The organism is uncultured Sphingomonas sp. (genome assembly GCF_913774285.1).
Taxonomy (GTDB): domain Bacteria; phylum Pseudomonadota; class Alphaproteobacteria; order Sphingomonadales; family Sphingomonadaceae; genus Sphingomonas.
Window position 1 is genome coordinate 167,768 of sequence record NZ_CAJYHX010000026.1, and the last position, 20,799, is coordinate 188,566.

The following is a 20,799-nucleotide window of genomic DNA, read 5'->3' on the forward strand; positions in this document are numbered from 1 at the left end:
GGCACGGGGAGGGGGACCGCGCGCGTCAGCGCGTGGTGGAGGGGGATCGCCCCACCGGACTCGCCCGTGGACAGCCCCCTCCACCAAGCCGCGTTGCGGCTTGGTCCCCCTCCCCGTGCCGGGGAGGATCTCGGCATGACCGCCCCCGCCGTCCACCTCTGGCGCCTGCTCAAATGGGGCCGCATCCTCGCGCGCCACGGCGCGCTGCGCGGCATCGAGCGCGACGCGAACACCCCGCATCCGGTGCGCCGCGTTGCCCGCATTGCCCGGCTGGGCGCGCGCGTGCCGGCGGTCCCTGCCTATGCAGATGCCTTCCAGGCAATCGGTCCCGCCGCGATCAAGCTCGGCCAGACGCTCGCCACCCGTCCCGATCTCGTCGGCGAGACCGCCGCGCAAGACCTGCTACGGTTGCAGGACGCGCTTCCGCCCGTCCCCTTCGACATCATCCGCGAGCGGATCGAAACCAGCTTTGGGCGCCCGCTCTCCGCGATGTTTGCGGAAGTGGAGGAAACCCCGATCGGCGCAGCCTCGATCGCGCAGGTACACCGTGCGGTGACCACCGACGGCCGCCGCGTCGCGGTGAAGGTGCTGCGCCCGGGCATCGAGAGCGATTTCGCCCGCGCCATCGACACCTATGAATGGGCCGCCGCCCAGCTCCAGGCCTATGGCGGCGAGGCGCGCCGCCTGCGCCCGCGCCTGGTGATCGAAAGTTTCAAGCGCTGGACCGCGCGCGAGCTCGACTTCCGCCGCGAGGCCGCCTCGGCCTCCGAGCTCGCCGAGGGCATGACCGCCGAGCCGGACTTCATGGTTCCCCAGATCGACTGGCAGCGCACCACCGGCAAGGTGCTGACGCTGGAGTGGATCGACGGCATTAAGCTCAGCGACCGCGAGGCGCTGGTCCGCGCCGGGCACGACATGCCGGGCCTTGCGGGCAAGCTGATCAAGGCGTTCCTGCGCCAGGCGATCGCCGAGGGTTTCTTCCATGCGGACATGCACCAGGGCAATCTGTTCGCGCTGCCCGACGGCCGCATCGCCGCGATCGACTTCGGCATCATGGGCCGGATCGACCGCCGCGCCCGCGTGTGGCTCGCTGAAATCCTCTATGGGCTGCTCACCGGCGACTATAAGCGCGTCGCCGAAATCCATTTCGAGGCGGGCTATGTTCCCGCCCACCACAATGTCGCCGAGTTCGCGACGGCGCTCCGCGCGGTCGGCGAGCCGATGCGCGGGCTGCCGGTGAAGGAGATGTCGATCGGCGGCATGCTCGACGGCCTGTTCTCGATCACCCGCGACTTCGACATGATGACGCAGCCGCACCTGCTGCTGCTCCAGAAGACGATGGTGATGGTGGAAGGCGTCGCGCGCGGCCTCGATCCGGACATCAACCTGTGGGAGGTCTCGGCGCCGTTCGTCCGCGAATGGATCCGCACCGAGCTTGGGCCCGAGGCCAAGGTCGCCGATCGCCTGATCCAGGACCTGCGCACCCTCGCCCGCCTGCCGGAGCTGGTGCGCAACATCGAGCTGCGCTTCCCTGCCCCCGGTGGCGCGCCGCCCGAGCCGCCCTTGCGCGAGATCCAGGTCGTGCGCGTCGGCGGCGGCTGGCGCTACGCGCTGGTCAGCATCGTCGCCGCGCTGGCCGGGGTGGCCGGAACGCTGCTGCTGAAATGACCGGGCGCACGCGCCGCCTCTGGACCCTCCAGCCGAGCCGCTTTGCCGCCCTGTCGCGGGGTCGCGCGCGGCTGGCCTGGCTGGCGGTGCTGCTGCTGGTGCTCGCCGCGCTTACCGCGCTGGCGGTGCCGTCGCTCATCGGCGATGGCGCCACTGCCCAGGCCACCGCCGATCGAATGACCGATGTCGGGCTGTATGAGCGGGTCGTCGCGGCGATGAAGGGCGGCGACACCTATTATGTCGCGGCGAGCGATGCGATGCGTGCCGGCGGCTATCCGCTGCGGCCGTTCTTCACCATGCGGCTGCCCGCGCTGGCGGCGCTCCAGGCGCTGATCCCCGGCTGGGCGAGCATCGCCCTGCTGCTCGCGCTCGCCGCGCTGACTGCCTTCGCTTGGGCCTCGCGCGTCGGTGTCGCGCTCACCGGGCTGTTCCCGCGTGCGGTGATGATGCTGCTGCTCGCCGTCTCAATGCTCGCCTTCTTCCAGCCGGGACTGGTGTTGTTCCATGAGGTCTGGGCGGGGCTGCTCGTTGCGCTTTCTCTGGCCTTGCGCCGCCCCAGCCGCGCGCTGGAGGCGATCGCGCTCGGCCTGGCCGCGATGCTGATCCGCGAGACTGCGGCGCTCTACGCGGTCGTGATGCTGCTCTTCGCCTGGGGCGAGGATCGGCGTGGCGAGGCGCTGGGCTGGGGCGTGGCGCTGCTGGTCTTCGGCGGCGTGCTGGCGCTGCATGCCCATGCCGTGGCCGGGGTGACCGGACCGCTCGATCCCGCATCGCCGGGCTGGTCGGCGTTTAACGGCCCCGGCTTCTTCCTCCGCGCGCTGGTCACGTCGACCGCACTCCAGACGCTGCCGGTGCTGATCGGTGCGGTGCTGATCGTGCTGGCGCTGCTCGGCTGGGCCAGCTGGGACGAGCCGCTTGGCCTGCGCATGTTCGCGCTGCTGATCGCGTACGGCGCGGTGATCTCGCTGTTCGCGCGGCTCGACAATTTCTACTGGGCGCTGATGATCGCCCCCGCCGCGCTGGTCGGGCTGGTGTTCGTCCCCGATGCGCTGGCGGACCTGTGGCACCGTGCGCTGGACCGGCGGCGGATCACGGTTACAACGGTGACGCCATGAAGCGCATCCTGCTCATCGTCGGCGGGGGCATCGCCGCCTACAAGGCCTGCGAACTCGTCCGCCTGTGCCGCAAGGCGGGGATCGGCGTCACCTGCGTGCTGACCGAAGGCGGCCAGCATTTCGTCACGCCGATGACGCTGGCGGCGCTGTCCGAGAACCAGGTCTACACCACGCTGTGGGACCTGAAGGACGAGGCGGAGATGGGCCATATCCAGCTCAGCCGCCAGGCCGACTTGGTCGTCGTCGCGCCGGCTACCGCCGATTTGCTCGCCCGCATGGCCGGCGGCATTGCCAGCGATCTGGCGACCACGCTGCTGCTCGCCACCGACAAGCCGGTGCTCGCAGCACCTGCGATGAACGTGCGGATGTGGAGCCACGCCGCCACCCGCCGCAACGTGGCCCAGCTCCGCGCCGACGGCGTGACCGTGCTGGAGCCCGACGAGGGGCCCATGGCCTGCGGCGAATACGGTCCCGGCCGCCTGCCCGAGCCCGACGCGATCCTCGCCGCGATCCAGCAGGCGCTCTCGCCGGTGGAACCGCGACTGTCGGGCAAGCATGTCCTCGTCACCGCGGGCCCGACGCACGAGCCGATTGACCCGGTGCGCTACATCGCCAATCGCTCCTCGGGGAAGCAGGGCTTCGCCATTGCCGGCGCGCTCGCGGCGCTGGGTGCGCGCGTCACGCTGGTGGCCGGGCCGGTGACGCTGCCTACGCCTGCGAGGGTCACCCGCGTCGACGTGGAGACCGCGCGCGAGATGGCGGCCGCGGTCGATGGCGCCCTGCCCGCCGATGCCGCGGTGATGGTTGCGGCGGTGGCCGACTGGCATGTCGAGGCGGCGTCCCAGAAACTGAAGAAGGGGGACACCGCGCCCCTGCTGCACCTGTCGCAGAATCCTGATATCCTCGCCGGACTGGCGCAGAGCGCGCGCCGGCCGCGGCTCGTGGTGGGCTTTGCGGCGGAGACCGAACGAGTGATCGAACATGCCGTCGCGAAACGCACGCGCAAGAACGCGGACTGGATTGTCGCCAACGATGTTTCGGGCGATGTGATGGGGGGTGAAGCCAATGCCGTCCATCTCGTCACCGCCGAAGGCGTCGAAAGCTGGGAGCGCGCGTCCAAGGCCGACGTCGCCCGTCGCCTCGCCGAACGGATCGCCGATGCGCTATAAGCTTTGTCCGGCGCTTGCCGGTTTGGCCCTGCTCGCCGGCTGCACCGCGCCCGTCGCCACCAGGACGCACACCGCCGCCAAGGTCGAACCCGCGCTCAACCTGCACGCGCGCAATTTCGGCGCGACCGCACCGGACACGGTGCGCACGCTGATTGTCGTCCTCCATGGCGACGGCGGGCCGGAAACCCGCAGCGACCATTATCGCTTCGCCGAGGCCGCCACCCAGAGCATCCCCAACAGCGCCGCCGTCGCCCTGCTCCGCCCCGGCTATGGCGACGCGGCGGGCAATCGCTCCCCGGGCCAGGCGGGCCAGGGGTTCGGCGACGACTATACGCAGGAGCGGATCGACGCGATCGCGGAAGCGCTCGGCACCCTGCGCCGTCGCTTCGCCTCCGCCCGACTGATCCTGGTCGGCGATTCGGGCGGGGCCGCGATCGCCGCGGACATCGCCGGCATCCGCCCCGATCTGGTCGATGCGATGGTGCTGGTCGGCTGCCCCTGCGCGCTGCCCGAATGGCGCAAGGGCATGCAGAAGCAGCGCCATGGCGCCGCCTGGGCGACGCCGGTGGCCAGCCTCGATCCGCTCAAGACCGCAGGCGGGGTGATGCCCGGCATGCGCGCTGCTGTACTCGTCGGGCTCGACGACAAGATCACGCCCCCGGCACTGTCGCGCGCCTATGCCGAGGCCCTTGCACTTCGCGGCATCGCTACCGATCTCCGGATCGTCCCCGGACGGGGACATGATCTGCTCAACGATCCCGAAGTGCTGGCGGCAACCACCCGGCTGGCGACCGCGCTTCCCACGAAAGGCTGACCTTGCTGCCGCCGATCCGTATCGCGATCCAGCGCCTGCCCCATGGCGAGAATCTCCCCCTCCCCCGCTACGCCACCGACGGTGCGGCGGGCATGGACGTCGTCGCCGCCGAAGACCTGACGCTGGCCCCGGGCGCGCGCCATGCCGTCGCCACCGGCTTCGCCATGGCGATTCCGGCCGGCTACGAGGTGCAGGTCCGCCCGCGCTCCGGCCTGGCGCTCAAGCACGGCATCACCTGCCTCAACACGCCGGGCACGATCGACAGCGATTATCGCGGCGAGATCAAGGTCATCCTGGCGAATCTTGGCACCGAGGCCTTCCCGATCGCGCGCGGTGACCGAATCGCCCAGCTGGTCCCCGCCCCCGTCCAGCGCGCCGATCTGGACGAAGTGACCAGCCTCGACGAGACCGCGCGGGGCGCCGGCGGCTTCGGCTCGACCGGGCGATGATCGCCGGCCTCGCCCTCGCGCTCGCGCTGCAGTCGACGCCGCCGCGGATCGACTGGCCCTCGCTCGCGCCGCTGCCCTATCGCGCCGAGCCCCAGATCAGCCCGGACATGCTCGCTTTCGTCGCGAGCGAAGTGACGACGCGCAAATGCCCGCTGGCGATCGGCCCGGGCCTGACGCTCAGCGTCGACGTCGCCGTGCTGGTCGATGCGCAGGACAATATCCGCACGACCGTGCCGCGCGCGATCCAGTGCCCGACGGTGGAGCAATATGCCGCCGCGATGGTCGCCGGCGCCGCCCGCGGCAACCTGCTGCCGCGCCGGGCTAGCGCGGACCAATGGTACCGCGCGACCGTCACCTTCACCTGGCCGAAATGACCCTCTCCGACGAGGAGCTGGAACGCTACGCTCGCCACATCATCCTGCGCGAAGTGGGCGGTTCTGGTCAGGCGAAGCTCAAGGCCGCGCGAGTGCTGGTGATCGGCGCGGGTGGCATCGGCGCGCCGGCGATCCAGTATCTCGCCGCGGCCGGCGTGGGCACGCTGACCATCGTCGACGACGACGTGGTCGACCGCTCCAATCTCCAGCGCCAGGTGCTGTTCGGCACCGACGATATCGGCATCGGCAAGGCGGAAGCGGCCGCCGCCCGCGTCGCCGCGATCAACCCCAATGTCACCGTGCGCGTCGAGGCCCGCCGGCTCTCCGCCGACGATGCCCCCGCGCTGATCGCCGGGCACGACGTCGTCCTCGATGGCACCGATAACTTCGCAACGCGCCTGGCCGTCGCCGATGCTGCCCTCGCCGCGCGCGTACCACTGGTATCCTCCGCCGTCGCCGAGTTCGAGGGCCAGCTCGGCACCTTCCGGGGCTGGGAGGCGGACAAGCCGTGTTACCGCTGCTTCGTCGGCCACGATCCCGAGCGCGAGGGCGTCAGCTGCTCCGAGCAAGGCGTGCTGGGCGCGCTGACCGGCATCCTCGGCAGTCTCGCCGCGCTGGAGGTGATCCGCGCGATCACGCCGTTCGGTGACGACACCGCGGGCAAGCTGCTGCTGGTAGACGCGCTGGCCCTGCGCTTTCGCACCCTCCAGCTGCCCAAGGATCCGGGCTGCCCGACTTGCGGCACGGGAACGCTCCGGTAAGGAGAAGCGGCCTAGGAGCGGCACGGATACCGCAGCACAGGAGCCAAGATGACCGACCCGACCGCCAAGCCGCCGCGCGTGCTCGTCACCGGATCGGCCGGGTTCATCGGCTTCCACACCGCCAGCCGCCTGCTCCAGGCGGGTGCGACGGTGCTCGGCATCGACAATTTCTCGGATTACTATGACGTCGCGCTCAAGGAAGCGCGAAACGACATGCTGTCCAACCACCCGAGCTTCCGGGTGGCACGCCTATCCATCGAGGATCAGCCTGCGCTCGCCGACATTTGGGCCGAGTTCCAGCCCGACGTGGTGATCCACCTCGCCGCACAGGCCGGCGTACGCTTCAGCATCGAGCAGCCCGCCAGCTATATCGGCGCGAACATCGTCGGCACGTTCAATCTGCTGGAGCTGGCGCGGCACCATCCGGTGCGTCACTTCCTAGCCGCCTCGACCAGCTCGGTATACGGCGCCAACACCGACATGCCGTTCGGCGAGACCCAGCGCACCGCCACGCCGATGAGCCTCTACGCCGCCACCAAGGGCGCGACCGAGCTGATGGGCCACAGCTACGCGCACCTGTTCCGCACGCCGATGACCTTCTTCCGCTTTTTCACGGTCTACGGCCCCTGGGGCCGGCCCGACATGGCGCTGTTCAAGTTCACCCGCGCGATCCTCGCCGGCGAGCCGATCGACGTCTTCAACAATGGCGAGATGGTGCGGGACTTCACCTTCATCGACGATCTCGCCGAATCGATCGTGCGGCTGATCGATGCCGTGCCGGGCGACGTGCCGGTGGAAGGCGACAGCCTCTCCCCCGCCGCGCCCTTCCGCATCGTCAACATCGGCGCGGGCCGCCCCACCCCGCTGATGGACTATATCGGCGCAGCGGAGAAGGCGCTCGGCCGCACCGCGATCAAGAACTTCCTGCCGATGCAGGCCGGCGACGTGCCCGCGACCGAAGCCTCGTCCGATCTGCTCCGCCGCCTCACCGGCTATGCGCCCTCCACCACCCCAGAAGAAGGCGTGGCCGCGTTCGTGCGCTGGTATCTGGAGCATTATCGAAGCTGAAACCGGCGCTGGTGCATGAGAACCGCTCCCGAATGGAGCGGACAAGATGACCTTCGAGTGGCCGGCGCACGGACTGAAGCTGCAGACCCGGATCGAGACGCGCGCGGCGACGATCGGCGTGATCGGCATGGGCTATGTCGGCCTGCCGCTGGCGGTGGCGTTCGGCGAGGCGGGCTGTTCGGTGCTCGGCTTCGACCTTGATCCCGAAAAGGTCGTCGCGCTCAATTGCGGCGAGAGCTACATCAAGCACATCCCCGGCGACCGTATCGCCCCGCTGGTCGGCGAAAAGCGCCTCGCCGCCACCGCCGATCTCGACCGGCTGGGCGAGGTCGACGTGCTGCTGATCTGCGTGCCGACCCCGCTTACCCGGCATCTCGAGCCCGACCTCAAATATGTCGAGCACACCACCCGCGCGATCGCGCATACGCTGCGCAAAGGCCAGCTGGTGATCCTCGAATCGACCACCTATCCCGGCACCACGCGCGAGGTGATGCAGCCGATCCTGGAAGAAAACGGGCTGGTCGCCGGCAAGGACTTCTTCCTCGCCTATTCGCCCGAGCGCGAGGACCCCGGCAACCCGACCTTCTCGACCACCAAGATCCCCAAGGTGGTCGGCGCCGACGATCCGGCATCGGCGGGGCTGGCGATGGCGCTCTATCGCCACATCGTGCCGCAGGCGATCCAGGTCTCCTCGGCAGCGACGGCGGAGGCGGTGAAGATCACCGAGAATGTGTTCCGCGCAGTCAACATCGCGCTGGTCAACGAGCTGAAGCTGATCTTCACCGCGATGGACATCGATGTGTGGGAAGTGATCGAAGCGGCCAAGTCCAAGCCGTTCGGCTTCATGCCCTTCTATCCCGGCCCGGGCCTAGGCGGGCACTGCATCCCGATCGACCCCTTCTACCTCACCTGGAAGGCGCGCGAGTATAACCAGCACACCCGCTTCATCGAGCTCGCCGGCCAGATCAACGCCGACATGCCGCAGCACGTCATCCGCGTGCTGGCGGACACGCTCGACGCCCGCTTCGGCCGCGGCCTGCGCGGGGCGCGCATCCTGGTGCTGGGCGTGGCCTACAAGAAGAATGTCGACGACATCCGCGAGAGCCCTTCGCTCCGCCTGATGGAGCTGATCGAGGCGCGCGGCGCGAAGGCCGACTTCCACGATCCCCACGTCGCCCAGATCAACGGCACCCGCGAGCATCCGACGCTCAACTATCGCCATGGGATAGCGTGGGACGAAGTCGCGATCGCCGAGTATGACGCGGTGCTGATCGCGACGGATCACGATGCAGTCGACTATGCCGCGCTGGTCGCCTCGGCCAAGCTGGTGATCGACACCCGAAACGCCTGCGGCAAGGCGGGGGTGACGGGCGAGAACATCGCCCGCGCGTGAGGCGGCACGCCGGACCCGCCGGCGCGCCGCTCGATAGACTCAGCCCAGCGCCTTCTGCGCGAAGGCACGGACCGCCGGCTCGAGGTCCGGGCGAGAAAGCGCGACCGCGAGGTTTGCCTGGATGAAGCCCGCCTTGTCGCCGCAATCATAGCGCGTGCCCTGGAAGGTCACGCCGTGGAAGGGCTGGTCGCCGATCATGCGCTGCATCGCGTCGGTCAGCTGGATCTCCCCGCCGGCGCCCTTGCCCTGGTTCTCCAGGATGCGCATCACTTCCGGCTGGAGGATGTAGCGGCCGATCACCGACAGGTTCGACGGCGCGGTGCCCGGTGCGGGCTTCTCGACCAGCCCCTTCACTTCGGTCAGCACACCGTCCTGGCTGCCCGGCGTGATGATGCCGTAGCGATGCGTCTGGTCGTCCGGCACTTCCTCGGCGCAGATCAGGTTGCCGCCCACCTTGTTATAGGCGTCGACCATCTGCTTCAGGCAGCCCGGCTGGCCGAACATGAAGTCGTCGGGCAGCAGCACCGCGAAAGGCTCGTCGCCGACGATGTCGCGGGCGCACCACACGGCGTGGCCGAGACCCATCGGCTCCTGCTGGCGGACATAGGCGATGTTGCCCGGCTTGAGGCGGGTGCCGTCGAGCACCTCGAGCGACTTGCCGCGCGCGGCCATCGTCGCTTCCAGCTCGTAGGCGATGTCGAAATGGTCCTCGAGCGCGGACTTGCCGCGGCCCGTGACGAAGATCATCTGCTCGATGCCGGCTTCCACCGCCTCGTCGACGGCGTACTGGATCAGCGGACGGTCGACGACCGGCAGCATCTCCTTCGGCATCGCCTTGGTGGCGGGCAGGAACCGGGTGCCGAGACCCGCAACCGGGAACACGGCCTTACGCAGCGGCTTGATCGTCATAACCCCCCTCGTGGTTAATTTTGGGTGCAGTGCGGCATAACCTTATACCGCGCGGGTGGCAAACGCGCGGGATCCGTAATGGTTCGGTGAGGCAAGTACGCTAATCGGTGGAAATGGCACAGATCTGCAAAAAGCTGTTCGTCGTCTTCGGCACACGTCCCGAAGCCATCAAGCTGTTCCCGGTGATCCGGGCGTTGCAGGCGTCACCGGATTTCGAGGTGGTCACCTGCGTGACCGCGCAGCATCGCGGCCTGCTCGACCAGGTACTGGCGATCGCCGGTATCACCCCGGACATCGATCTCGACCTGATGACCCCCGGCCAGTCGCTTGACGCGCTGACGGTGCGGCTGCTGACCGGCATCGGCGGCGCGCTCGATTTGGTGCGACCGGACCGGGTGATCGTGCAGGGTGACACCGCCACCGCGATGGTGGGCGCGCTGGCCGCCTATTACCGAAAGATCCCCGTGGCCCATGTCGAGGCGGGGCTGCGCTCGGGCGACATCTACCAGCCCTGGCCCGAGGAGGTGAACCGCCGGATCGTCGCGCCGATCGCCGATCAGCATTTCGCCCCTACCGAAACCGCCGCCAACGCGCTGCGCGACGAGAATGTGCCCGCGGCCACCATCCACGTCACCGGCAATACGGTGATTGACGCGCTGCTCGCAACGCGGGCGCGAATCGCGGCCGAGCCGGGGCTCGCGGCAGGACTCGACGCGATCGCGGCGCGCTTCGCCGGCAAGCGGATCGTGCTGGTCACCACCCATCGCCGCGAAAATTTCGGCGACGGGATGGCATCGATCGCCGATGCGCTTTGCCGCATTGCAGCACGGCCGGACGTCGCCATCCTGTTCCCGGTGCACCCGAACCCCAATGTGGTTGCGGTGATGGACGCGGCGCTCGGCGACCACCCCAACATCGCGCGGATTGACCCGCTCGATTACCCCCACTTCATCCGCGCGCTCGGCATGGCCGATCTGGTGCTGAGCGATTCTGGCGGGGTACAGGAGGAAGCCCCCGCGCTCGGCAAGCCGGTGCTGGTAATGCGCGAGACCACCGAGCGACCGGAAGGCGTCACTGCCGGCACCGCCCGGCTGGTCGGCACCGATGCCGATCGCATCGTCGAGGAAGTCAGCCGCCTGCTCGACGATCGGGACGCGCACGCCGCGATGGCACGCGCGCACAATCCGTTCGGCGACGGTTATGCGGCCGCGCGCATCGCCGACATCATCCGTGCCGGCTTCGGTCTCGACTGAGCCGTCTTCCGATATTTTAACGCCTCTCTGCCATGGTCGCGGCTCCTGATTTCGCGCGGAGTTTGCGATGCTTGTCACCACGGAGCCGAAGGTCGCAGTGCTCGGCCTCGGCTATATCGGGCTTCCCACCGCGGCGGTGATCGCCCGGACCGGCGCCCAGGTACTCGGCATCGATGTCGACGCGGGCGTGGTGGAGACGGTGAACTCGGGCCGCGTGCATATCGAGGAGATCGATCTCGACGGCCTCGTCTCGGGCGTGGTCGCGCGCGGCAATCTCCGCGCGGCGCTGACGATCGAGCCGGCCGACGTGTTCGTCATTGCCGTGCCCACGCCGTTCGGCGACAACCACGCGCCGGACATCGGCTATGTCCTCCAGGCGGCGACGACCATCGCCACCGTGCTGAAGACCGGCGACGTGGTGATCCTCGAATCCACCTCTCCCGTCGGCACCACCGAGAAGGTCGCCGAGTTGCTCGCCCAGCTACGCCCGGACCTGAAGGTGCCGGGCCACAGCAGCGGCAGCACCGACATCGCCATCGCCTATTGCCCCGAGCGCGTGCTGCCGGGCCGCATCCTGGTCGAGCTGATCGAGAACGACCGGGTGATCGGCGGCATCACACCGCGCTGCGCGCGCAAGGCGCTGCACTTCTACCGCCGCTTCGTCCGCGGCGCCTGCGTCACCACCACCGCGCGCGCGGCGGAGATGACGAAACTCACCGAGAACGCCTTCCGCGACGTCAACATCGCCTTTGCCAACGAACTGTCGATCCTGGCCGAGGGCATGGGCGTCGACGTGTGGGAAGTGATCCGCCTCGCCAACCGCCATCCGCGCGTCAACATTCTCTCGCCGGGGCCCGGCGTGGGCGGCCACTGCATCGCGGTGGATCCGTGGTTCCTCGTGCACTCGAACCCCGAGCAGAGCCCGCTGATCCGCACCGCGCGCGAAGTGAACGACGGCAAGGTCGCGCATACGATCGCCCGCGCCGAGGCGCTGATCGCCCGCCTGCCCGGCGCGCCGATCGCCTGTCTCGGCCTCGCCTTCAAGGCGAATATCGACGATTTCCGCGAGAGCCCCGCGCTCAAGGTCGCCCAGGCGATCGCCGAGCGGCACGGATCCCGCGTCCGCATCGTCGAGCCCTATGCCCAGGCGCTGCCCCCTGCCCTCGCTGCCGCGGGCGCGACGCTGACCGACATCGACAGCGCGATCGAGAGCTGCCCGATCTTCATCGTGCTGGTGGATCACGACCTGTTCAAATCGGTCCCGATCGACGAACGCGCGGGCAAACTGGTCTACGACACGCGCGGCATCTGGCCCGACCAGCCAGCGCCCGACAGCATCGCCGCCGGCCTGCGCCTCGCCGGGTGAACCGGTTTACCGCATTGTTCCGCCGCGCCGAGCCGCCGGTATACGCGCTGCCGGCGGGCACCCGCGCCTATGCGATCGGCGACGTCCATGGCCGCCGCGACCTGCTGGAGGAATTGCTTGCGCGGATCGACGCCGAGCGGTCGGCGGATCCCCGCCCCCGCGAACATCTGATCCTGCTCGGCGACCTGATCGATCGCGGCCCGGATTCGCGCGGGGTGCTCGACCTGCTGCTCGAACGACAGACCGCAGACCCCAGCCTGACGATTCTCGGCGGTAATCACGAGGCGATGATGGTCGCGATGCTCGATGGCAACCTGCGCGATCTCGAAAGCTGGCTGCACTTCGGCGGGGAGGAATGCGCCGTCAGCTACGGGCTCGATCCGATCGCGCTCCTCGCCGACCGGGCGTGTGCGCCCGCGCTGCTCCGCGCTGCGATCCCCAAGAGGCATGCCGCGCTGCTCCGGGCGCTGCCCGACTCGCTGCGGGTCGGCGACGTGCTGTTCGTGCATGCCGGCATCCGCCCCGGCGTTGCGCTGGACGCGCAGCACCCACAGGACCTGCGCTGGATCCGCGCGCCGTTCCTGCGCAGCACCGCCGATCATGGCGTGCTCGTCGTCCATGGCCACACCGTCGTCGGCGAAGCCGAAGTGCATCCGAACCGCATCGCGATCGACACCGGCGCCAGCGCGACCGGCCGGCTTACCGCGCTCTGCCTGGATGGCGCAGACCGCCGCTTCCTCGCCACCGGCGCCTGACCAGGGTCCGACCTTTTCCCAAGCAGTCATCCCAGCGGAAGCGGGGATCCATTCGCACCTACGGTTCAGAAGGAGCCGCGGCGGAGACCCCAATGGATCCCGGCTTTCGCCGGGATGACGGAAGCGGCAGAACGCGGCTCTCCCGCGGCAATACCGATCGAAAACGAAAAAGCCCGCGAGGGTCGCTCGCGGGCTTTTCGAAACGTTGCAATCGGAAGCTGCTTACTGGGCGGGAGCTTCGCCGGCGCCCTGCGGCATGCCGCCCTGCTGCTGCATCATCATCTGGCGGATGACCGCGGCTGGTACCAGTTCCTGCATGGTGACGTCGAAGATCAGCACCTGGTCGGACAGCTCGTTCTGCTGGCCGCCCTCGGCGCCATAGCCCAGCTTCGGCGGGAGCCAGAAGCGATAGTGGGCGCCCTTCTTCATCAGCTTCACGCCCTCGGTGAAGCCCGGGATCATCGGCTGGCCGATCTGGAAGCGCATCGGCGTCTTCGGCTGGAATTCCTTGCCGCTGCGCAGCACGCCGCGGATCTCGGTGACGACGCCGTCCTGCTCGGCAGGGTTGGCGCCGCTACCGGCCTCGATCACCTGATACTGGAGCCCCGACGGGGTGGTCTGGATGCCCGGCTGGTTCTTGTGCCACGCCATGAACGCGTCGGCATCGAGATGCGAGGCAACGGGCGTACGCGTGCCGGTCCAGGCAAGCGCAGCGGCGATGCCAGCCGCTGCCAGCACCCCCAACCAGATCCAGAGCTTGTAGCTGCCCTTGACGGGCTGGAGCGGAACGGCGGTCACCGACATGATCGGACTCCGGCGGGGATGTGCGTCCCCGTTATGTAGGAAACAGAAGGTACGGCGCGCGCTGTATCAACGCGCGCCGGGCAGGCCTCAACGGGCGCTGTCGCGCTCCATGCGCTTGCGCTCCAGCTTGCGGGCGCGACGCACGGCGGCGGCACGCTCGCGCGCGCGCTTCTCGCTCGGCTTCTCGTAGTGACGGCGCAGCTTCATCTCGCGATAGACGCCTTCCCGCTGCAGCTTCTTCTTGAGCGCCCGCAGCGCCTGGTCGACGTTGTTGTCGCGAACGATGATTTGCATAAAGTCGTACAGCTCCGATCAAACTCAATAGCAAAAGGCCGCCGAAACCAGAGGTGCGGCGTCGAACGGGCCTCCTATCAGCGCCCATTCGATTCTTCAAGCAAAAGCGTGCGCGGCGCAGCGGCGTCCGTAGAAGTGCGGGGCCGTCGCGCGCCAAACCGCATTACAGCAGATTGCAGTGCTGCAACCCGGTCGATAGATTCGGGTCGCAATACCCGTTTCATGATGCAGTCAGCCCCCGCATTGGACCTAGAAACCCGCCTCCTCATCGTCGACGACGATCCCGGTATCCGCGAGCTCACCGCCGCGTTCCTGACACAGCACGGCTATGTCGTCGACACCGCCGAGGACGCCGCCACGATGCGCGCGGCGATCGCCGCCAACAGCTATGCGCTGGTGGTGCTCGACCTGATGATGCCCGGCGAGGACGGCCTCTCCATCCTGCGCACCATGGACCGCCAGGCGGGCCCGGCGGTGATTCTCCACTCGGTGCTCAGCGAGGACATCGATCGCATCGTCGGGCTGGAGATGGGCGCCGACGATTATATCGCCAAGCCCGCCAACCCGCGCGAGCTGCTGGCGCGGATCCGCTCGGTGCTGCGTCGCGCCGCCGCCGCCCCCGCTGCGACCGGTACGCTGGAGCGCAGCTATCTGCGCTTCGCCGGCTGGCGGCTCGATCCGGTCGGGCGGCAGCTCTATGATCCGGAAGGCGTGCTGATCAACCTGTCGGACGGCGAGTTCCGCCTGCTGCTGGCACTGGTGGAGCGGCCGCGCCGGGTGCTGACCCGCGACGCGCTGCTCGATTATTCGCGCGGCGCCCATGCCGAGCATTTCGACCGTGCGATCGACGTGCAGATGAGCCGGTTGCGCAAGAAGCTCGCCCGCTCCGACGCCGACGAGCTGATCCGCACGATCCGCAACGAAGGCTATATGTTCATCGCCGAGGTCACCACCAAGTGATCGGACGTCCGGCATCGATCGTGGTGCCGATGATGCTGTTCGCCATCACCTCGGCAGCGGTGGTGATGCTGGTACAGTTCGCGGTGGTGTTCCACGGCCCGCCCCCCGGCTATGGGCCGGTGCCGATCGCGCGCGTCGCCGATGCGCTCCGCACCGGCCGCGCACCCGCGCGGATCCATGGCGAGGCGATCCACCTCTATTTCGCCGACACCGATCGCTTCGGCCGCAGCGACGAACGCGCTTTTCCCGAGCGGGACCAGGCGATCGCCGCGCTGATCCCCGCGTCGGCCGGGAGCGTGCGCGGCTATTATGAATGGCCGACAAGCGATCCGGACCAGGACATCCATGGCAGCTTCACGATCGGCCGGCGCACCGACAAGGGCTGGCTGGTCGCATCGGTCAGCCGCGCGCCGACCCTCGGCCGCTGGCGAGTCGCGATCCTGCAATGGATGCTGCTGACGCTCGTGATCCTGTCGCTGCTCGCCTGGGCGGCGGCGCGGCGGATTTCGCGCCCGATCCGGCGGCTGGCGGAGGCGGCAAAGCGCGCCCGGCTCGGCGCCCCCGAAGCGATACCGCTCGACGGCCCTCGCGAAATACGCGAGCTGGGTCGCGCGATGGAGGCGATGCAAGCCCGCATCCTCCAGCAAGCCGAGAATCGCACCGTGATGCTCGCGGCCATGGCCCATGATCTCGGCACGCCGCTTTCACGCCTCGCCTTCTGGATCGAGCAACTGCCCGATTCTGCGCGGGAGCGCGCGGTGGCCGACATCGGCGAAATGCGCGCGATGCTCGCTGCGACGCTGCGCTTCACCCGCGACGATCGGGTGCATGGGGAGATGGTGCGGCTCGATCTGGGCACGCTGATCGACAGCCTGGCAGACGACCTGGCCGCGGCGGGCACGCCGGTGACCGTGGAGCCGGGGCCCCGCATGGTGCTGATCGGCGACGCCCAGGCCCTCCGGCGGCTGTTCGGCAATCTGATCGAGAATGCGATCCGCTATGGCCATGTCGCGCGGATCGGCTGGAGCGTTCGGAACGGCCACGGCGAAATCCATGTCGATGACGACGGCCCCGGATTCGATCTCTCGCGGGCCGAAAATCTGTTCGCCCCGTTCGTGCGGGGAGAAAGCTCGCGCAATCGCGCCACGGGGGGCACCGGCCTGGGTCTCGCCATCGTGCGCTCCATCGTCGAGCTGCACGGGGGCGAGGTGATGCTCGCCAACCGGCCCAGCGGCACGGGCGGTCGCGTGCGGGTGCGGCTGCCGCTCGCAACCTGACGCAACACGTCGTTACGCCGCGACATCGTCCGGCGACGTTCCTGCCGCAAAGAACGCTCAAGCCGCAGCCCCAACGGCGGCTCCGCATCGCGCGTACGGCTTTCCGCGCGATCGCACCTCCGCCCGCCGAGCGGCGTGCCGCCCCCTGTGCGCGCCTTTCCGGTGGGCGGAGCTTTGCTATACAGGCGGGCGATGGCCCATGTTTCCGATGCTCCGCTCGACCGCGGCACCCGCCTTCGCTCGATCCTCGGCGGGTCGGCCGGCAATCTCGTCGAATGGTATGACTGGTATGCCTATGCGGCGCTGGCGAGCTACCTCGCCCCGCATTTCTTCGCGCCGGGCACTGCGCAGGACCTGAACGCCTGGATCGTCTTCGCCATCGGATTCTTCATGCGCCCGATCGGCGGCTGGCTGATGGGCGTCTATGGCGACCGGCACGGCCGCAAGGCGGGGCTGAGCCTGTCGGTGACGCTGATGTGCGCGGGCTCGCTGCTGATCGCCGCGACGCCCAGCTACAGCGCGATCGGCTGGCCGGCGACCGCGGCGCTGGTGCTCGCGCGGCTGCTGCAGGGGCTGTCGCTCGGCGGCGAATATGGGGCGAGCGCCACCTATCTGTCGGAAATGGCGGGGCGGCGGCACCGCGGCTTCTTCTCCAGCTTCCAATATGTCACGCTGATCTCAGGGCAGCTCACCGCGTTGGTGGCGCTGCTCGCGCTGCAGGCCGTGCTGCCCGAGGGGAGCCTGCGCGCATGGGGTTGGCGGCTGCCCTTCGCGCTCGGCGGCGCGCTGGCGCTTCTGGTCTACTGGCTGCGCCGCCGCCTCGCCGAGACCGAGAGCTTCGCCAAGCGCGACCGCAAGGCCGCCTCGGGCGCCTTCGCCCTGTTCCGCCAGCACCCGCGCGAGGCGATGCTGGTGCTGCTGCTCACCGCCGGCGGCACCCTCGCCTTCTACGCCTATACCATCTACCCGATCACCTTCCTGAAGAAGACCGCCGGCTTTTCGGATGCGGCGGCGACCCAGGTGAATGCGGCGGCATTGTTCGTGTTCATGCTGGTCCAGCCGCTGGCGGGCGCGCTGTCCGACCGGATCGGCCGCAAGCCGCTGATGATCGGCTTCGGGGTGCTGGGGGTGTGCTGCACCTACCCGATCTTCGTCGCGATGGAGGGCGTGCGCGACGGGCTCTCGGCCTTCTGGCTGATGACCGCCGCGCTGCTGATCGTCACCGGCTACACCGCGATTAACGCGGTGGTGAAGGCCGAGCTGTTCCCCGCGCATATCCGTACGCTGGGGGTGGCCCTGCCCTATGCCCTGGCCAATGCAATCTTCGGCGGCACAGCGCCGTCGGTCGCCCTTTGGTTCAAGCAGGAAGGCTGGGAGCGCGGCTTCTACTGGTATGTCACCGCGATGATCGGCATCTCGCTGATCACCTATGCGACGATGCGCGACACCGCCCGCACCAGCCAGATCGCGGAGGATTGAGACGCAGGTTCAGGCGAGGATCGCCCCGCCGCGCTTGGCGAGCACCCGCCCGATCGCGTCGAACAGCGCGTCCATCGCCACCGGCTTGAACAGCACGTCGTCGGCGCCGGTCGCCAGGCAGCGCTCGCGCAGGTCAAGCGCGGTGTCTGCGGTGACGACGATGATCGGCAGGTCGGCCTTTGCGTCGGGGCGCGCGCGGATCTGGCGAATCGTCTCGAAGCCGTCGGTCCCCGGCATGCGCAGATCCACAAGGATGATGTCGAAGGTTTCGTCGTCGATTCGGGCGAGGCCTTCTTCCGCCCACGCAGCCTCCGCCATCGTCGCCCCCGCCACGTCGAGCATGTCCTTGACGACGCGCCGATTCATCGGATCGTCCTCGATGAACAGGACGTTCATCGACACTGGCCCTCCAGGGCAGAAACCGGCGTTCTGGCCACATTGTGCATGTCTAGGTGTGTTATCGCCCTAAGCCGCCTGCGAAACAAGCGGGTCGTTCCCCAGTTTGTTCTTTTTCCGCGCGGACGCGGGCAGTGCCGCTGTTACCAATTCCGTCCCAGCGACCGGCTTTTCTATCACCTGTGTTAGCCCGGCGTCCAGAAATTGCGAACGTTGTTCGGCGTCCTTGCCGCTCCAAAGCAAGGTCGCGCGTAGATTGGGCTGTATCCTGCATAGGATAGCAACTCTCTCCACTAGATCTTGCGTTGGAGTGGCGAGCGCCGCTTCGTCAATCACCAGTGCGTGGAACTGCTCCAATTCGAGTAGCTGCACGGCTTCATCGCCGTCCTTGGCGAATCGGACCCGATCGACCTCGGCTTCGAACAGGGTCCGCAGCATCGCCCGGGTGATCGGATTGCGCTCGAGAATCAGCACGCCGGTGCCTGCTTCGGCCACGCTGGGCAAAGCCGCCGGCGGTTCGGCGCGCAGCAGTGGCAGGTCGAGCGTGAAGGTCGAGCCCTCGCCCGGCGTGCTTGCCACGAGGATGCCGCCCCCAAGCGCCTCGGCGAGGTTGCGACAGATCGTGAGGCCCAGGCCGGTGCCGCCATATTGCCGCGTGGTGCTGGAGTCCGCCTGGCGGAAGCTCTCGAAAATCTCGCCCAGCTTGTCGGCCGGGATGCCGATGCCCGTGTCGGAGACCGCGATCCGCAGCCGCTCGGCCTGGACGCCCTCCCCCTGCACCACGTCCGCCCGCAATCCAATCGCGCCGACCGAGGTGAATTTGAGCGCGTTCGACAGGAGGTTGAACAACAGCTGACGCAGCCGGCTGGGATCGCTGACGATCCAGTCGGGGGCACCGGCCAGCTGGACATCGAACGCCAGCCCCTTGGCCTGCGCCGGATCGGTCCACAGCCGCGCGACTTCCTCGGCCAGCGCGCGGAAATCCATCGGGACCGGATCGACGCTGAGGTTGCCGCTCTCGATCTTGGCAACATCGAGGATGTCGTCGACCAGCGCACGCATCGTCAGCCCGGCGCCCTGGACCACTTCCAGCCGCTCGCGCACGTCCCCGGCGATGGCCTCGTCCGCCAGCATCACCTGGGTCATGCCGAGGATGCCGTTCAGCGGGGTTCGGATCTCATGGCTGGTCGTGGCCAGGAACTCGGTCTTGGCACGCAGCGCCTTTTCGAGCGCGGCGTTGGTGGACGCGAGCACGCGGTTCGCCGCCCGCACCTGGTTGCGGCTGCGCCGGATGGTGAACAGCCCGACGCTGAGCAGCAGGATCACCACGAGCGTGGCGAGACCGAGCGACAGGAACAGCACGCGCTGGAAATGCGCCGCCTTGCGCAGCTGCTCGGTCTTGAGCCGCTGGATGGTAAGTTCCTGGTTCGCATAGTCGAACCGGGCCGCCATCAGCGCGGCGCTGTTGGTGGTGGCCACCTTGGCCGCCTCGTCGCTGAGGCGCTTGAGTGCCTCGAGGTGCCGCAGCGCCAGCCGGTCGTCGCCGAGCTTGCGATAGATGAGGTAGGCGAAGAGGTGGGGTGTGCGAAAATCCTGAGTGGTCGTCTTCAGGTCGACCCCCGCGAACGTTTCCCCGATCAGCGCCGCAGCGCGCGGCAGATTGCCTTCGTCCTTCGCCAGCTTGGCGGCGGTCGACTTCAGCAGGCGCTCCAGGCCGCCGGCGTCGCCCCCCTTGGCGAGGGCAAACGCCCGATCCAGCGTCGCGTGCGCGCTACGCAGATCCCGCGCTTCGATCTGGCTCCGCGCCAGATTGTCGAGGATGCGCGCTTCCAGCACCGGTTTGCCGAGCTTCCGCGCCAGACGCACGGCTTCGGTATATTCGGCATCGGCTTCGCGGTAGCGCTCGAGAACGAGGAGCACGTTGCCGCGACTATTGTGGAGGCTGAGCGACAGAATGTCGTCTCCGCCATAGAGCAGCGACGCCTGCCGGAAATAGCGTTCGGCCCGGTGATCATCATGCGCGACCACATAAAGGGAGCCGATCGACTGAAGCGCCAGCGCCTGGCTGCGCACTTCGCGCAACTGTTCGAAGATGCGATAGGCGCGCTGGAACGCCGACAATGCCTCCGCAGCCTGATCGCGCATCATCGACAGGTTGCCGAGCGAAAGCAGCAGATCGCCCTTCACCCGCACCGGTCCGGCGATCGGCGCAACGGCCCGCTGCGCCTCCTCCAGTGAAGCACGTGCCGCATTCATGTTGTCGGAGCGCAGTTGCATTTCCGCGCGCAGCCACAGGGCCGTGCCGCGAATAAGCGCGCGCTGGCCGGAGTCCTGGCTGCGATCGGCAGCACGGTTGATCCGGTCGATCAGCGGCTTCGGATCCGCCGACTGGTCGACGATGCGATCCCGCGCCTGCGCCACGAGCCCGGCAACGTCGCCGGGCAATTGCTGCGCGCGCAACGGTGCGGGCAAGGCGAAGATCAGGAGTAGCGGAA

The 20,799-nt window shown here is 68.5% G+C and carries 20 protein-coding genes; 15 read left to right on the forward strand and 5 right to left on the reverse strand.

Going from position 1 to position 20,799, the window contains the following annotated elements; translation table 11 throughout:
• The first annotated feature begins 135 nt into the window (after positions 1 to 135).
• Genes ubiB through QZ670_RS13830 form a run of 9 tightly spaced genes read left to right on the forward strand, consistent with a single transcriptional unit; the run spans position 136 to position 8,811 of the window.
• Positions 136 to 1,668 (forward strand): 2-polyprenylphenol 6-hydroxylase, encoded by a 1,533-nt coding sequence (gene ubiB / locus QZ670_RS13790; protein WP_294256395.1) that lies wholly within the window; start codon positions 136 to 138, stop codon positions 1,666 to 1,668.
• A complete protein-coding gene (locus QZ670_RS13795) occupies positions 1,665 to 2,783 on the forward strand; it encodes a hypothetical protein (protein ID WP_294256396.1) in 1,119 nt (372 codons plus the stop codon). Before ubiB ends, QZ670_RS13795 begins: the two co-directional genes overlap by 4 nt.
• On the forward strand, positions 2,780 to 3,952 hold the full coding sequence (gene coaBC / locus QZ670_RS13800) for a bifunctional phosphopantothenoylcysteine decarboxylase/phosphopantothenate--cysteine ligase CoaBC (protein ID WP_294256397.1): 1,173 nt from the start codon (positions 2,780 to 2,782) through the stop codon (positions 3,950 to 3,952). The genes QZ670_RS13795 and coaBC overlap by 4 nt, the downstream gene beginning before the upstream one ends.
• The gene (locus QZ670_RS13805) at positions 3,942 to 4,766 is read left to right on the forward strand and encodes a hypothetical protein (RefSeq protein ID WP_294256399.1); all 825 of its coding nucleotides are present in this window, start codon (positions 3,942 to 3,944) and stop codon (positions 4,764 to 4,766) included. The genes coaBC and QZ670_RS13805 overlap by 11 nt, the downstream gene beginning before the upstream one ends.
• Before the next feature lie 2 nt (positions 4,767 to 4,768).
• The gene (dut, locus tag QZ670_RS13810; protein WP_294256400.1) at positions 4,769 to 5,215 is read left to right on the forward strand and encodes a dUTP diphosphatase; all 447 of its coding nucleotides are present in this window, start codon (positions 4,769 to 4,771) and stop codon (positions 5,213 to 5,215) included.
• Entirely contained in the window at positions 5,212 to 5,589 is a 378-nt protein-coding gene (locus QZ670_RS13815) for a hypothetical protein (protein ID WP_294256401.1), read from the forward strand. The genes dut and QZ670_RS13815 overlap by 4 nt, the downstream gene beginning before the upstream one ends.
• Complete coding sequence (moeB, locus tag QZ670_RS13820) at positions 5,586 to 6,350, forward strand: molybdopterin-synthase adenylyltransferase MoeB (protein WP_294256402.1); 765 nt, start codon at positions 5,586 to 5,588, stop codon at positions 6,348 to 6,350. The genes QZ670_RS13815 and moeB overlap by 4 nt, the downstream gene beginning before the upstream one ends.
• 48 nt (positions 6,351 to 6,398) lie before the next feature.
• Entirely contained in the window at positions 6,399 to 7,418 is a 1,020-nt protein-coding gene (locus QZ670_RS13825) for an NAD-dependent epimerase/dehydratase family protein (RefSeq protein WP_294256404.1), read from the forward strand.
• 46 nt (positions 7,419 to 7,464) lie between these two features.
• Positions 7,465 to 8,811 carry a nucleotide sugar dehydrogenase gene (locus QZ670_RS13830; protein WP_294256406.1) on the forward strand — a complete coding sequence of 449 codons (1,347 nt, stop codon included), beginning with the start codon at positions 7,465 to 7,467 and terminating at the stop codon, positions 8,809 to 8,811.
• Positions 8,812 to 8,850: 39 nt separating this feature from the next.
• Here the strand turns inward: QZ670_RS13830 and galU are convergent, their stop codons facing one another.
• The gene (galU, locus tag QZ670_RS13835) at positions 8,851 to 9,720 is read right to left on the reverse strand and encodes a UTP--glucose-1-phosphate uridylyltransferase GalU (protein WP_294256407.1); all 870 of its coding nucleotides are present in this window, start codon (positions 9,718 to 9,720) and stop codon (positions 8,851 to 8,853) included.
• A gap of 113 nt (positions 9,721 to 9,833) precedes the next feature.
• On the opposite strand from galU, the gene wecB reads away from it, so the two are divergent.
• The 3 genes from wecB to QZ670_RS13850 all read left to right on the forward strand — a co-directional run bounded on the left by wecB (position 9,834) and on the right by QZ670_RS13850 (position 13,094).
• A complete protein-coding gene (gene wecB / locus QZ670_RS13840) occupies positions 9,834 to 10,973 on the forward strand; it encodes a UDP-N-acetylglucosamine 2-epimerase (non-hydrolyzing) (RefSeq protein WP_294256410.1) in 1,140 nt (379 codons plus the stop codon).
• Positions 10,974 to 11,040: 67 nt separating this feature from the next.
• On the forward strand, positions 11,041 to 12,339 hold the full coding sequence (wecC, locus tag QZ670_RS13845) for a UDP-N-acetyl-D-mannosamine dehydrogenase (protein ID WP_294256412.1): 1,299 nt from the start codon (positions 11,041 to 11,043) through the stop codon (positions 12,337 to 12,339).
• A complete protein-coding gene (locus QZ670_RS13850) occupies positions 12,336 to 13,094 on the forward strand; it encodes a metallophosphoesterase family protein (protein WP_294256414.1) in 759 nt (252 codons plus the stop codon). Before wecC ends, QZ670_RS13850 begins: the two co-directional genes overlap by 4 nt.
• A 222-nt stretch (positions 13,095 to 13,316) precedes the next feature.
• Here QZ670_RS13850 and QZ670_RS13855 read toward each other — a convergent pair whose 3' ends face one another.
• Entirely contained in the window at positions 13,317 to 13,898 is a 582-nt protein-coding gene (locus QZ670_RS13855; RefSeq protein WP_294256416.1) for an FKBP-type peptidyl-prolyl cis-trans isomerase, read from the reverse strand.
• An 87-nt stretch (positions 13,899 to 13,985) separates the two neighbouring features.
• Positions 13,986 to 14,192 carry a 30S ribosomal protein S21 gene (gene rpsU, locus QZ670_RS13860; protein ID WP_010545388.1) on the reverse strand — a complete coding sequence of 69 codons (207 nt, stop codon included), beginning with the start codon at positions 14,190 to 14,192 and terminating at the stop codon, positions 13,986 to 13,988.
• Positions 14,193 to 14,414: 222 nt separating this feature from the next.
• On the opposite strand from rpsU, the gene QZ670_RS13865 reads away from it, so the two are divergent.
• The 3 genes from QZ670_RS13865 (at position 14,415) to QZ670_RS13875 (ending at position 17,908) form a co-directional block, all read left to right on the forward strand.
• Positions 14,415 to 15,152 carry a response regulator transcription factor gene (locus tag QZ670_RS13865; RefSeq protein ID WP_294256418.1) on the forward strand — a complete coding sequence of 246 codons (738 nt, stop codon included), beginning with the start codon at positions 14,415 to 14,417 and terminating at the stop codon, positions 15,150 to 15,152.
• Positions 15,149 to 16,429 (forward strand): ATP-binding protein, encoded by a 1,281-nt coding sequence (locus QZ670_RS13870; RefSeq protein ID WP_294256420.1) that lies wholly within the window; start codon positions 15,149 to 15,151, stop codon positions 16,427 to 16,429. The genes QZ670_RS13865 and QZ670_RS13870 overlap by 4 nt, the downstream gene beginning before the upstream one ends.
• 192 nt (positions 16,430 to 16,621) lie before the next feature.
• On the forward strand, positions 16,622 to 17,908 hold the full coding sequence (locus tag QZ670_RS13875) for an MFS transporter (RefSeq protein ID WP_294256422.1): 1,287 nt from the start codon (positions 16,622 to 16,624) through the stop codon (positions 17,906 to 17,908).
• A 9-nt stretch (positions 17,909 to 17,917) separates the two neighbouring features.
• Here the strand turns inward: QZ670_RS13875 and QZ670_RS13880 are convergent, their stop codons facing one another.
• Together QZ670_RS13880 and QZ670_RS13885 are read right to left on the reverse strand one after the other, a co-directional pair.
• On the reverse strand, positions 17,918 to 18,304 hold the full coding sequence (locus tag QZ670_RS13880; protein WP_294256450.1) for a response regulator: 387 nt from the start codon (positions 18,302 to 18,304) through the stop codon (positions 17,918 to 17,920).
• A 69-nt stretch (positions 18,305 to 18,373) separates the two neighbouring features.
• Positions 18,374 to 20,776 (reverse strand): ATP-binding protein, encoded by a 2,403-nt coding sequence (locus QZ670_RS13885; protein ID WP_294256424.1) that lies wholly within the window; start codon positions 20,774 to 20,776, stop codon positions 18,374 to 18,376.
• Positions 20,777 to 20,799: the final 23 nt, after the last annotated feature.